The 12,327-nt window shown below is 70.5% G+C and carries 15 protein-coding genes; 14 read left to right on the top strand and 1 reads right to left on the bottom strand.

Translation table 11 applies throughout. From position 1 onward, the window contains the following. The first annotated feature begins 20 nt into the window (after nt 1–20). The 3 genes from CP973_RS39115 to CP973_RS39105 all read left to right on the top strand — a co-directional run bounded on the left by CP973_RS39115 (nt 21) and on the right by CP973_RS39105 (nt 3,323). A complete protein-coding gene (locus tag CP973_RS39115; RefSeq protein WP_150249731.1) occupies nt 21–872 on the top strand; it encodes a helix-turn-helix domain-containing protein in 852 nt (283 codons plus the stop codon). 61 nt (nt 873–933) lie between these two features. Further along, nucleotides 934–1,302 (top strand): DUF6415 family natural product biosynthesis protein, encoded by a 369-nt coding sequence (locus CP973_RS39110; protein ID WP_150249729.1) that lies wholly within the window; start codon nt 934–936, stop codon nt 1,300–1,302. After that, nucleotides 1,299–3,323, top strand: coding sequence for an ABC transporter ATP-binding protein (locus tag CP973_RS39105; RefSeq protein WP_341874877.1), 2,025 nt, complete (start codon nt 1,299–1,301; stop codon nt 3,321–3,323). Before CP973_RS39110 ends, CP973_RS39105 begins: the two co-directional genes overlap by 4 nt. A 336-nt stretch (nt 3,324–3,659) precedes the next feature. On the opposite strand, the gene CP973_RS39100 is transcribed toward CP973_RS39105, so the two are convergent. Next, nucleotides 3,660–4,406: an ANTAR domain-containing protein gene (locus CP973_RS39100; protein ID WP_150249722.1), complete on the bottom strand. Its 747-nt coding sequence runs from the start codon at nt 4,404–4,406 to the stop codon at nt 3,660–3,662. 477 nt (nt 4,407–4,883) lie between these two features. Here CP973_RS39100 and CP973_RS39095 point away from each other — a divergent pair, with 477 nt between their 5' ends. From CP973_RS39095 to CP973_RS39045, 11 genes are all read left to right on the top strand, one after another. Beyond that, nucleotides 4,884–5,243 carry an ATP-binding protein gene (locus tag CP973_RS39095; protein WP_150249719.1) on the top strand — a complete coding sequence of 120 codons (360 nt, stop codon included), beginning with the start codon at nt 4,884–4,886 and terminating at the stop codon, nt 5,241–5,243. Nucleotides 5,244–5,662: 419 nt separating this feature from the next. Then, nucleotides 5,663–6,403, top strand: a complete 741-nt coding sequence (locus tag CP973_RS39090) for a GAF domain-containing protein (RefSeq protein ID WP_150249716.1) — start codon at nt 5,663–5,665, stop codon at nt 6,401–6,403. Further along, a complete protein-coding gene (locus CP973_RS39085) occupies nt 6,400–7,128 on the top strand; it encodes a GAF and ANTAR domain-containing protein (RefSeq protein WP_150249711.1) in 729 nt (242 codons plus the stop codon). Before CP973_RS39090 ends, CP973_RS39085 begins: the two co-directional genes overlap by 4 nt. 99 nt (nt 7,129–7,227) lie before the next feature. Beyond that, the gene (locus tag CP973_RS39080) at nt 7,228–7,917 is read left to right on the top strand and encodes a GAF and ANTAR domain-containing protein (RefSeq protein WP_150249708.1); all 690 of its coding nucleotides are present in this window, start codon (nt 7,228–7,230) and stop codon (nt 7,915–7,917) included. Nucleotides 7,918–8,454: 537 nt separating this feature from the next. Beyond that, on the top strand, nt 8,455–8,823 hold the full coding sequence (locus CP973_RS39075) for a hypothetical protein (RefSeq protein ID WP_150249705.1): 369 nt from the start codon (nt 8,455–8,457) through the stop codon (nt 8,821–8,823). Then, entirely contained in the window at nt 8,816–9,232 is a 417-nt protein-coding gene (locus tag CP973_RS39070; RefSeq protein WP_150249702.1) for a DUF6093 family protein, read from the top strand. The genes CP973_RS39075 and CP973_RS39070 overlap by 8 nt, the downstream gene beginning before the upstream one ends. Next, nucleotides 9,229–9,630, top strand: a complete 402-nt coding sequence (locus CP973_RS39065) for an HK97 gp10 family phage protein (RefSeq protein ID WP_150249699.1) — start codon at nt 9,229–9,231, stop codon at nt 9,628–9,630. The genes CP973_RS39070 and CP973_RS39065 overlap by 4 nt, the downstream gene beginning before the upstream one ends. After that, a complete protein-coding gene (locus tag CP973_RS39060) occupies nt 9,627–9,863 on the top strand; it encodes a hypothetical protein (RefSeq protein ID WP_150249696.1) in 237 nt (78 codons plus the stop codon). Before CP973_RS39065 ends, CP973_RS39060 begins: the two co-directional genes overlap by 4 nt. Further along, nucleotides 9,860–10,288, top strand: coding sequence for a hypothetical protein (locus CP973_RS39055; protein WP_150249693.1), 429 nt, complete (start codon nt 9,860–9,862; stop codon nt 10,286–10,288). The genes CP973_RS39060 and CP973_RS39055 overlap by 4 nt, the downstream gene beginning before the upstream one ends. A 761-nt stretch (nt 10,289–11,049) precedes the next feature. Then, a complete protein-coding gene (locus tag CP973_RS39050) occupies nt 11,050–11,556 on the top strand; it encodes a phage tail tube protein (RefSeq protein WP_150249690.1) in 507 nt (168 codons plus the stop codon). A gap of 109 nt (nt 11,557–11,665) precedes the next feature. After that, on the top strand, nt 11,666–12,250 hold the full coding sequence (locus CP973_RS39045; protein WP_150249688.1) for a hypothetical protein: 585 nt from the start codon (nt 11,666–11,668) through the stop codon (nt 12,248–12,250). The last annotated feature ends 77 nt before the right edge of the window (nt 12,251–12,327 follow it).

Raw genomic sequence — 12,327 nt, 5'->3', positions numbered from 1 at the left:
CCGGCGACTCACCTCTACTAGTGCCCACTTCGCCCTCCTCCAGTGCACAGCAGGCCCGTGAGGCTCTGGCTGCCCGGTTGTTCGATCTGCGCCGGGCGGCCGGGCTGACCGGTCAGGAGCTGGCCGAGCGGTGCGGCTGGTACAAGTCGAAGTCCTCGCGCATCGAAAACGCCCGCACCCTGCCTTCCGATGCCGATATCCGGGCCTGGTGCCGGGCCTGCGACGCCGTCGAGGAGACGGAGGATCTGCTGGCCGCCGCCCGGCACGCCGAGACGCTGTATGTGCAGTGGCGGCGCCTGCACCGCTGCGGGCTGCGGCAGGTGCACGAAGCATCCCTGCCCCTGTACGAAAGCACCCGACTGTTCCGGGTGTACTGCTCCACCGTGATGCCCGGCCTCGTCCAGACCCCCGACTATGCGACCGACCTGCTCTCCGCCATCACCGCGTTCCAGGGAACTCCCGACGACGTCCCCGCAGCGGTCGCCGCGCGCACAGCCCGCTCCCGCATCCTGCACGACAGCGACCGGCGGTTCATGCTGCTGATCGAGGAGGCCGTACTGCGCAGCGGCGTCGGCAGCCCCGCGGCGATGGCCGAGCAGCTCGGGTACCTGCTGGAGGTGATGGCGCTGCCCACGGTCTGCCTCGGCATCCTGCCGTTCGGCGATCGGGCCCGAAAGATCTGGCCACTGGAGACCTTCATGATCTTCGATGATGCCCGGGTCCACGTGGAACTGCTGACGGCCAGAGTCACCATCACCGCCCCTTCCGAAGTCTCCGCCTATGCACGCGCCTTCGCTGACCTTTCGCACTTGGCGGTCTACGGCTCCAGCGCCAGTGCACGGATCAGACGGGCTCTCGGCGCTGGTGGGTGAAGCCGTGGAACTCTGTGGAACTTGCTGGATCCCTATGCCCGCCGAGCCGTAGCGTCAGGGCATGAACGAGGTCGCCGCGTCGCCCGTCCCCGAGGTCACCGCCGAGAAGGCCGACGCATTGCCGATCGACGTCGCCACCATCGATGCGACCTGCGCCCGCGCTTTCGGCCTGCAGCGGGCGACGGCCCCGGGCCTGCCGGACCTGACACGGGCGCTGCGCGGTCACCTCGAACTGCTCATCCCGCCGGACCTGGCCGGGCAGACGCCCCTGACTCAGGCCGCCGCACGGGACGCCACCAGGCTCTTGAAACTGCCCGACAACGCCGGGACGGCGCGCACCCGCGCCCGCGCGTTGGCGCAGGTGTGCCTCATCCTCCTCGAACCGCACCGCCCCCCGGCCGCACCCTCGGACGAGGAAACGCACGGGTGACCCGGGCTGGGGCATCCGTGTTCGCCATGCGCCGGGCCAGCGCCGCCGACGCCCCCGGCGAGGGCGTCGAGAATGACGTCACCGAGTCCGAGCAGCTGCTGTTCGGCGGCCGGCTGCGCCTGGATCTGGCCTGGCTGCGGCACGAGGACGCCTTCCTCGACCTGAACCTGCGCAGCATGGTCGTACGCCTCCCCCACCTCCTGGCCCTGACCGCCCGCCTGGCCCGCCAGGCCAACGCCCGGGCCCTGCGGCAGGTCGTCGGCGCGGAGGTAGGGCGCGGTGCGGTGCAGGCCGCCAGCATGATCGCCATCAACCACGTCCTCGGCGCGCTCCTGGCCGACGGGTCGACGACGCAGCGCCTGAGCGCCGCGCTGCCCGCGCTGGTGGCGGTCGCGGTGTGCAGCGTGATCGGCGCCGGGCTGCGCGCGGTATCGACCGCCGGCACCGGACGGCTGGAGCCCGCGGTGGAACGCGTGGCCACCGAGATCTACCTGACCGCCGCCGCCAAGGTGGAGATGGCCGCCTTCGAAGACCCCGACTACCACCGGCGCGCGGAATCCGCCCGCTTCGGCGCCTCCTCCGCCCGCCGCATGATCCAGTACAGCACCTCGGTGATCAACGCCCTGATGACGCTGCTCGCCTCCATCGGCGTGCTGACCGTGCTGCACCCGGCACTACTGCCGATGATCGTGATGATGACGCTGCCCTCCGCCTGGGCCACCCTCGTCACCGCCCGGCGCCGCTACCTGTCCTTCAAGGTGTGGACGCAGCACGCCCGCGCCGGCCGCCTGATCTCCGAGCTGCTGACCTCCACCCATGCCGCGGCCGAGATCCGGCTGCACGGCATCGCCGCCTTCCTGCTGCACCACTTCCGCAGCATGTCCGAGACCGCCGAAGAGGAGCAGGCACGCCTCGCCCGCCTCGCCGCCCGCACCGGAATCCTCGCCTCGGTCCTGACCGGCGTTGCGTACGCGGCGACATTCAGCATGCTGGGTCTGCTGCTGTGGACGGGAGCCATGCCGCTCGCGGTGGGCGGCACCGCCATCATCGCGATTCGCACCGCCACCAGCTCCCTGACCAGCCTCGTCCGCCAGATCAACTACTTGAACGAGGAAAGCTTGTTCGTGGGCGACCTGGAACACATCCAGAACGAGGCCGACCGGCGCGCCATCCCCACCACCGGCCGCACCGTACCCGAGCACGTCGACGGGGTCCGCTTCGAGAAGGTGTCCTTCACCTACCCGGGCAAGGACAACAGGCCCGCTCTCGACGGCATCGACCTGCACATCCCCGCCGGAGCAACGGTCGCGCTCGTCGGAGAGAACGGCTCGGGCAAGACCACCGCCGCAAAGCTCCTCGCCGGCCTCTACGTGCCCGACGAGGGCCAGGTCCTGGTCGGCGGCGTATCCACGAGCGAGATCGACCGGCATGCCTGGTTCTCCCGCATCGCCAACGTCTCCCAGGATTTCTACCACTGGCCGCTGACCGCCCGCATGAACGTCGCGATCGGCCGCACCGACGCGGACCCGACCGAAGAACGGCTCACCGCCGGGGTGCGGCACGCGGACGCCGAGGACCTGATCGAGGATCTGCCGCGAGGTTGGGACACCCTGCTGGCCCGCGGCTACCAGGACGGCCACAGCCTTTCCGGCGGGCAGTGGCAGAAGCTCGGCATCGCCCGCGCCCACTTCCGAGCCGGGCAGATCCTCGTGGTGGACGAGCCGACCGCCGCGCTCGACGCCAAGGCCGAACAGCAGGCGTTCACCAGAATCCGGGCCCTCGCGGCCGGCGGGCAGACCGTCGTGCTGATCACCCACCGCCTGCACTCCGTACGCTCCGCCGACCTCATCTACCTCCTCGAAGACGGCCGGGTCGCCGAGACCGGCACGTTCACCGAGCTGATGGACCCGGCCACGGCCCCGGACGGCAGGTTCCGGGCCATGTACGAGATCCAGCGAGCCCAGTTCGCCTCAGACGACGAACGGACCGTGCCACTCCAGAAGGGGCCAACGGTCACATGAGGTAACGGCCAAACCGTCTGCGTCCGGTGAAAAGGGCAGCCCCGCCCGGAGGCCGGGCGGGGCTGGGTCCGAGAGCAGCCAGCAGCTCGGATGGATGGATACCGCTCACGCTACGGCAGGCAAGAAGGCGCCCAACGGGCCTTCACGCTGCGACCGCGTTTCAGGCGCGGAGCCTCGGTTCCTCATCCGACACATCCCCGGCCTCCGTGCGGTCTTCTTCTCTGGAGTCCTGGCGACTGCATGGGAGTCGATGCCCCTCCAAGGTGGCCGGTGGAGTCGGGCTTGTGGGGCCGTCGTCCGGTGGGGCGTCGAGTGCGCAGCGGCTGGCGGGTTGCGTCACTGTGGTGGGGGGTCGGGGGAGGGCGGGCCGGAAAGGCCGGGCAGGGTCAGACGTTCGTGGACCACGGCGTGGGCGAGGGCGGACAGGTCCGTTCCGCGGGTGTGGGCGTGGGCGCGCAGCAGGGCCAGGGCCTGGCCGGTGGTCACGGAGTGCCGGTAGCTGATCATGCCGATGGCCTGGTGGACGACGGCGTCGGCCGGCAGGAGCCAGGCGTGGGAGAGGTCTTCCTCGCTCGGCGTGGGGGTGGCCAGGAGCAGCAGGTCGGCGGCGTCCGCGTGGTCCTGGGCGAGGTGCAGGTCGGCCTTGGGGATCGGGCCGGGCCGGTCGCGGTAGAGGGAGAGAACGAGGCCGGGCTGCTGCGCCGGGTCGGGGCCGCTGAGGACGGGCAGGGCGAAGACCGCGCGGATGCCGTGGGCCTGGGCCTGTTCGGCGTAGATGGGCCACTGGCGTACGGTGTCCGCGTCGTCGAGGTCGTCGGCGAGCACCGGCGTCATCTGGTTCAGGGCCTGGATGCACGGGCCTTCGCCGAGGCTGATCTGCAGGGTCTCCCCGCGGGCGGCGAGTGGGCCGGCCGCGCACAGGGACACCCGTTGCGCCAGGGCGGCGTCGACGGCCAGGGTCAGCCCCACCGCATACGCCTCATTCAGGGCGGTCCGGCATGCCTCGCCGAGGCGTTGGGCCGGATGGGCGTGGCCTACAAAGCGGGCGGCCAGGATGACCGCTTGGGGCCGTGGGAGCTTCACGGGGGACTCGTGGGGGTGGCAAGCGGGGTGCGGGCCTGCTTGTGTGCGGACATCTCGCTGTGTCCGATCTCCGGCATTCACCGCCGACGCTGCCTGATCGGAAGCCAATGTCAGAAGGGTGGACGAGCGGTGTGGCTTCGGGCAGCTCTCCTCTCACCCTACGCCCCGTTGTGGGGGGGCAAAGGAGAGTTACGAGCCGGTGGCGGAACCCGTGCTGTGCTGCCGGTGGGACTGTCCGGGCGGGGCCGGACAGTCGGGCCGCCTGCCTGCGCCAGGCCGTCCTGGATGGGCTGGCCACCGTCCGCTTGCACCGCTGGGCCCCCGCCGAGGTGCTGCGGATCTGCTGGACGAAGAGAGCAAAGGCCGCGAGGCGGCGAGCCGCCGCAAGCAGGCCAACCGGCCGTCGGGCAAGCCGTTCGACTCCTGGCGGAAGGAGGACTCCTCCCCGCCCCAGTCAGCAAGCCCTGATGACCTCGCATGGGTCGGCCGCGCGGAGACCCGGCGATCGCCAATGCCTTGGGCACGGGGGGAAAGCCACTTCGCCGGGCCCTGGCCCACAAGGCCCTCGACCGGGGCCTGCGGATCGCCTGGTGCAGCCTTGCATCGCTGACCGCCCACGTCGGCCGGGCCGGCGTCGACAACTCCGCCGCCAAGGCCATCGCGAAGATCATCCGCTGCCACCTGATCGTCCTTGACGACATCGGGATGCTGCCGTCCGGCCAGGCCGCCGCCCAGGCGTTCTACGAATCTGCACCCGTCGGGCTTCGACTCGATCGTGCCCAAGACGCTCGCCACGCGGCCGTCGACCGGCTGCTGCACCAGCGCACGTCATCCTGACCGAAGGCAGCAGCCTGCGACTTATCCAGGCAACCACGGTTAAAGGCGTCAAGCCACCGCACTGACCCGCCCGGCGGGCCACTGTCCTGCCGGGCGGCGGGACCAGGCAAGTAGGCCCCCGCCCGGTCGCCGCCCGGCACACAGACAGTCTTCACCGGCGCGACGGCGCACCACAAGGGTGCACGGGCTTCCCAGCACGTAGGCCGACCGAAGGGGCGGAAAGCCATACCGCACAGGGAGATCAACTGTCCGTGGACAGGGCACGCGGCCCCGGGGCAGAGCGTGCCCGGGCGTCTTTGCCGCGCTGAGCGGGGAGAAGCCGCTGAGAAATCCCTAGACTGGCAGGCGTAGGGATATGACCGGTGCCGACGGGACTTTGCCCGCGGGTGACGGGTGGTCGTGCCGGGAGGTGAACAGCGGTGGGAGCTGACCGTGACTTGGCTGCCGTGCTCAGGCACCTGGAGCCCGCCGCCGGGGACCGGGGGCTGGTCGGCGCGGATCCCGAGCTGTGCGCCCAGCTGCTCGGGGTGGACGGCATCGCCGCCTGCGCGACGACGGCCGACGGCCAAAGCGAGGTGCTGTGGTGCACCCAGGGCACCAGTGCACGGCTGGAAGATCTGCAGTTCACGCTGGGCCAGGGGCCGGGTCCCGAGGTGGCGGTGTGCTGTGCGCCGGTTCTGGTGCCGGATCTGTCACAGGTCGCGGCCGGCCGGTGGCCGGCGTTGCTGCCGGAGGCCCAGGCGCTGGGCATCGGGGCCGTCTTCTGTCTGCCGCTGCATGTCGGCTCCGCGTGCCTGGGCACCTTGACCTTGCAGCGCGCGGCGCCCGGTCCGCTGCCGGACGCGACGCTGACCGACGCCTGGCTGGTGGCCAACGCCCTGACCGCCGTGCTCTTGCACGGCGGTCCGCAGCGGGAGGCGTTCGCCGCGGCGGACAGTGGATCGGAGCTGTACCGGGCCGTCGTCCACCAGGCCACCGGAATGGTCAGTGTGCAGGCCGGGGTGCCGCTGGCGCAGGCGCTGCTCCTCCTGCGGGCCTACGCCTTCGGGCACCGGCAGAGCGTGGTGGAGACCGCCGAGGACGTGGTGGCCCGGCGGTTGAGCTTCCGGGAGAATGAGGACGGGCCGGAGACTTCCGGTGAAGGGACTGAAGGGCCATGACGCGTGAAGAACGACTGCTGGCGGCCATGGTCGAGGCCGTGGATACCCTCGTCGACGACTTCGACCTGATCGATTTCCTGCACCGGCTGTGCGAGCGGTGCAACGACGTGCTGGACGTGTCGGCGGTCGGGGTCATGCTCGCCGACCCGGGCGGCTGCCTCCAGCTGATCGCCGCATCCGATGAGCACACCCGGCTGCTGGAACTGTTCGCCCTGCAGACCGACCAGGGGCCGTGCGTGGAGTGCCACCGCAGCGGCACCGCCCACCTGAACATCGCCCTCGGCTCCCCCGTACAGACCGCCGGCTACCCCCGCTTCGCCGAGCGCGCCCGCCAGGCCGGCTTCGCCACCACCCACGCCCTGCCCATGCGGCTGCGCCAGCAGAACGTGGGCGCGATGAACCTCTTCGACACCCGCGAACAAGACCTCAGCGCATCCGACGCAGGCGTGGCGCAGGCGCTGGCGGACGTGGCGACCATCGCGATCCTCCAGCACCGCACCATCGCCCACGGCAACATCGAGCGGGCCCAGCTGCGGGCCGCCCTCTCCAGCCGCATCTGCATCGAACAGGCCAAGGGCATCCTGGCCGAACGCTGGAACACCACCCTCGACAACGCCTTCGATGCCCTGCGCCGGCACGCCCGCGCCCACCAGCAGACCCTGTCCGCGCTGTGCCGGCAGCTGATCGACGGCACGCTCGACACCTCCACCCTCCAGCGCCCCTGACCCGCGCCGTGCCGCACGGCTCCCGCCCCAGACCCCGGCGGACAACAACCTGCCCATCCGTCCAGGTGCCCCGGGGCCACCCCACGGAAGGGACCGCCCATGACCCCCGAGCACCATGACGCGGCATGGCAGCGCATCGGTGCCGCCGATGCCACCGGCCCTGTCACGCTCCACACCGCCTGCCGGACCTGCGTCGAGGACCTGGACGCCGACTTCGGCGGCGCCACCCTGGTCACCGCCGGCGAGCTGCGCGTGCTGGGCTGCGCCACCGACGAGCGCGCCCGGGCCGTGGAGGACGCCCAGCTGGTCACCGGCGAGGGGCCGTGCACCGACGCCTACGTCCACCGCCGCCCCGTCGACGCGGACCTGCACCAGGCGGGCGAGCGGTGGCCCGTCTTCACACCGGCCGCCTGCGAGACGGGAGCCCGCCGCGTCCTGGCCCTGCCCCTGGCCATCGGCAACCTCCTCATCGGCGCCGTGGACCTCTACCGCTGCACCCCCACCCCCTTCACCGCGGCACACAAGGACCGGGCCGCCGCCTACGCCCGCATCCTCGCCCTGCTCGCCCTCGACGAACACCCCCACCTGATCACCGGCCCCACCAGGCCCGCCCAGCGTGGGCCGCAGGGCTACCCGCCCACCGTCCACATGGCCGCCGGTGTTCTCGCCGCCAAAGACAACCTCACCCCCGACGATGCCCTGGCCCGGCTGCGCGCCCACTCCTTCCGCCACAACCAGCCCCTGCTGCGCACCGCCGAACACGTCCTCGACCACCACCGCCTCGACTAACACCAAAGGACAGCCCCACCGTCTGCCCTGCCGAGGATGCCAGCCCACCTGATCGCAAGCCGCCCGGGCCGCCTCGAACCTCATCCAGTAGTCCTTCGACCGGCGGCGCTCGACCATGCGGCAGTAGACGCCGACGCCGGCGAGCGAGGCAGTCCGGCGCGCGGATTGGCCTGCCCGCCTGCGAGACCAGGACCGGCCCGGCACATTCTGCCGACTGCGGTACGAGGCGAACGCGCGTTCCGGCAAGGCACCCTCGGACCACACCGCCCAGGCATCCGCGAGCAGACACCGCACCTCCGACCGTCCGAGTGACGTATGCCACACCCCGCACCCGGCTGTCGGCAGCCCGCCAAAACCACCCGAAGGCCCTTCAGGCTTGGTGCCGCGTATGGACAACCCCACCCCCCGTGGCAAGATCCCTAGCGGCACACCTGATTCTGCGGCTGTTCTTTAGCCACCGAGGCGGCGCCTCGCACGCCGGTGCATCTCCACAGCAGCACGAGAGGCCGTGGGCTCCGTGCACTTAGGCTCCGAAACATGAGCACATCCGGTGACCTCCGTCATGTCCGCATTTGCGCAGCGCCCAACAAGGCGACGATCGTCGAGCTCGACGGCCACGATGTGGCCTCGTCGGTGGAGGCGTACCGGATCACACAGACCGTGGACGAGGGCCCCGAGGTGACGCTGTACGTGGCCAAGGGCTGGAATGGCGTGCGGTTCGAGGGCCTGGCGGACGTGGTGGTCGAGCCGGCGGATGTGCGGCAGGTCGTGGCCGGGTTCCTGGACGCGGTGGACTGGCGCAAGCTCGATGAAGCCGTACTGGCCCGTGATGATCTCGACGGTGGGCCGGGGGAGCTGACGCGCGGGGTGCTGGCGCAGTTGCGGGAGTGGGCACTGAGTGCTTGATCTGCGCGGTGTCGCCCGGTTCGCCGAGCGGCACCTGATGTCGGACAAGGTGCTCGTCACCCGCGAGGTCGGCGAAGACGTTCTCGATCCCGCCACAGGCGCCCTCGTGCCTGCTCCTCCGCTGGTGGTGCACTCGGGCAAGGCCGGGTTGTACGGGCACCAGGAGCGGATTCGCAGCAAGGGCGGCCATGAAGGCGCGTGGGTCGAAGAGGTGCGGGCCGGGTACCGGCTGCTGCTGCCGCTCGATGCGCCCGAGCTGCGGGAGGACGACACAGTGGAGATAGTTGAGGCTCGTGACAAGCAGGCCGCCGGCCGTACGTACCGGGTCGCGGCACTTGGGGAGGTTTCTTCGGTTCCGGTGCTGCGTACCGTGTGGCTGGAGGAGCACAACCGCAAGGCGGGCGCGTGAGCGGCGGCGCGTTCACCGATCCCGCGGCGCTGGCTGCCGCCCTGGAACGCGGGGCCGCCCGGACGGTGGCCGCGACGCATGCCGTGATGCGGCACCGGGCCCAGGCGCTGGTCGAGCAGGTGCAGCACAACGCCTCCGGAAGGCCCGGCCCCCGTGTGATCACCGGCACGTACCGGGCCTCCTGGCGCGCCGACGTTCAGGCCGCGGGTCCTGTGGTCGTCGCAGAGGTGGGCACCAGCGCGCCGCAGGGACGGCGGTTGGAGTTCGGGTTCGTCGGCGCCGACAGCCTCGGCCGGCACTATGCGCAGCCGCCCTTCCCGCACCTGGGCCCGGCCGTCGACCAGGCCGGGCCTGTCCTCGTGCGGGAGTTGAACGACGCGGTGAAGAGGTCGCTGTGAACGGTCTGGCCGAAGAGGTCGAAGCGGCCTTGGCGGAGGTCTTCGGCGAATGGGAGCTGGGGATGCTCGCCCGCGCCGTCGTGATCGCCGAGGTCCTGGACGAGGACGGCGAACGCACCCTGTCCGTGATCACGACGCCAGGCGTGCCGGACTGGGACACCGTCGGACTGTGCCGGTACGGCGCCCTGTCCGTCGAAACCACCGGCAGAGGCTTCTTGGGAGACGACGAATGATCGACCGCGCCGCCGTATCCGAAGCCTTCCGCCACACACTGACCGAAGCGACCGGCAGGCCGTGCGGTCTCGGGAAGCTACCGCTCGTCGACGGCCAGCCGGCCGAGATGCCGTACCTGGTGCTGTACCCGCAAGGCGGCCCCGTCGGCGGCGCACCCCTGGCCGACACGTCCGAGGACTCGGACCTCCTGTACCAGGTGACAGCCGTCGCCGCCCGTACCGACCAAGCGGAGTGGATGGCCGACCGAGTACGGCGCGCGGTCCTCGAACGCACCACGACCGGCGACTGGCGGTGGCCGATCGACGCGCCGGGCGTCGACGTGTGGGCGCGCGAACTCAGGAGCGATGCAGGAACCGACGACGCGGGGCCGGCTGCGGCCGTCGTCAGCTACCCACAGCAGTTCTGCCTGACTGCCAGCGGGTGAGCGTCCGGCCGTGTTTCGGCTGCGATGGAAAAAACGTACAGTACGAATCCGCAATGCACTGCGGAGTGCGTTGGGTGGTCTGTAGAGTCCTAAGAGACATTGCGTTAGCGCGCAGTATTGGACGACGAGAGTGCGTAGACCAGCCAAGGATTTGCACTCCCGCCGCCCAACCGGTGCGAGGGATCAGCCGTTACGCCAGTCACGGTAAAGCAAGATCAGTGGTCCCACCCATGGGCTCACAGGCTTGATTACCTTGGCCGACCGGCGGCTGATCCTTCGCAGCCTCGACAGCCACGGCTTTTGATCACGTCGGTGCTTACCGCTCATGCTCTGCCTCCTCATCTCCATCTGACGGTCTGCCAGGACTGGGGGAGCGAAGAGGCGCGAGCTGTTGCTGTCTGAGCGCCAGGCTACGTGAACGCGCTTGCGTGCGCGGGCGGTTGTGGATATCTCGTGTCGATCATCTTTGCGGTGGCTGCTGTGCCACCAAACGGGCCCAGTCGACAGTAGGTGCTCTGGCATCGACCGTTCGTCTGGAAGTGCCGTCCCGCGTACGGTCAGCAGTTCGGCTGGGCGCAGTATCGTGATCAGCGTGCGACTCGGCGTTCAGCTTCGCTGAGCTGGTCGCGCCCTCACCGCGGAGGCCCCGCGCGGACGCCCACCCGGCTTCGGGATGGGCCGGTTCCCCGACACGACGTCGAGGGGCGGGGCCATCCCACCACCGCTTGTATGGCTGCCGTCCCGGAATCGGACAGCAAGCCTTGCAGGTCAAGAAGTACAGCCGCCGGGGCGTCACCCGTGTCCTGTGGCTGGAGAAGATCGCCGACGAGGGCAACGTGCCGACCCGCCCGGAGCTGACGGCCGGCACCGATCTGACGAACGCGATCGCGTCCATCGACGGGGGGACGCTCGCCAACCAGCCCATCGAAACCCCGGATCTGGGCAGCACATTCGAGAGCAGCATCCCGGGCAGCGATAAGGCCGACGACTCCTCGCTGGGGTTCTACGAGGACAAGGTCAGCGACGCGATCGAGCAGCTGCTCACCAAGGACGCCACGGGCTGGGTCGTATTCCTGCGCAAGGGCGATCTGCCCGGCAACCGGTCCATGGACGTCTTCCCCGTCCGGATCGGCTCCCGGTCACCGAACTACTCGACCGACAACGAGGCCGCCAAGTTCACGGTCAGCTTCTCGATCACGGAGAAGCCGACGCAGGACGCCGAGGTCCCGGCCGCCGACGCCCCGCCGCCGCCGAAGTTCGACAAGTAGTAACCCGGCCCCTCCCCGCTCCCGGCCGGGTACGCACGCAGCGGCGTCCCACCACCTCCTCGGCGCCAGCCTGCGGCCCGGCCGGGCCTGTTTTCTCCTGGAGTTCTCCATGCCCGGCACCTCCCCCTCCCCCACTGCCCCGCCCGCTGAGGCGGTCGCCCGTGACGCGCACTGGGCACGCAAGCTCGCCCGGCTCCGCGCCCGGCAGCTTCCCGAGTACACACTGCGGCTGTGTGACGACATGGCCGCGAAGAAACGTTTCGAACAGGCGAGGCTGGAGGCCGCGCGGCTGCGCATGGCCGAGGCCGAGACGGGCGCGGACCCGGCCGAGGTTGAGCGCGCCGAGGTGGAGCTGAAGGAGGCGAAGGCCGCGTACGAGGCGGCGTCGCTGTCGCTGACGTTCAGGGCGCTGCCGCGTCCGGTGCTGGACGGGCTGATCCGGCGGTTCCCGCCGACGGAGGAGCAGGCGGAGGACGGTGACGCCTGGAATCCCGAGACGTTCCCCGCCGCTCTGGTCGCCGCCGCCCACATCGAGCGGGATGAGTCCGGTGCGGCGGTCGAGGGCCTGTCCGAGGAGGATGCCCAGGATCTGCTGGACTCGTGGCCGGCGGGTGAGGCGAACGCGCTGTTTGCGGCGGCGTGGCAGGCCCAGCAGATCAGCCGGGCCAGTACGGAGGAGCTGGGAAAAGACTGATTGCGGACACGCAGTTTCGGGCGGAGCTGGAGCTGTGCGACCGCTACCGCATCCCTCATTCCTTCTTCCTCGGCGCC

Origin of the sequence: Streptomyces albofaciens JCM 4342, assembly GCF_008634025.1 — a bacterium.
Classification (GTDB): Bacteria; Actinomycetota; Actinomycetes; order Streptomycetales; family Streptomycetaceae; genus Streptomyces; species Streptomyces albofaciens.
The sequence above is the reverse complement of the archived record's forward strand: the minus strand, read 5'-3'. Positions and strand labels throughout refer to the sequence as shown.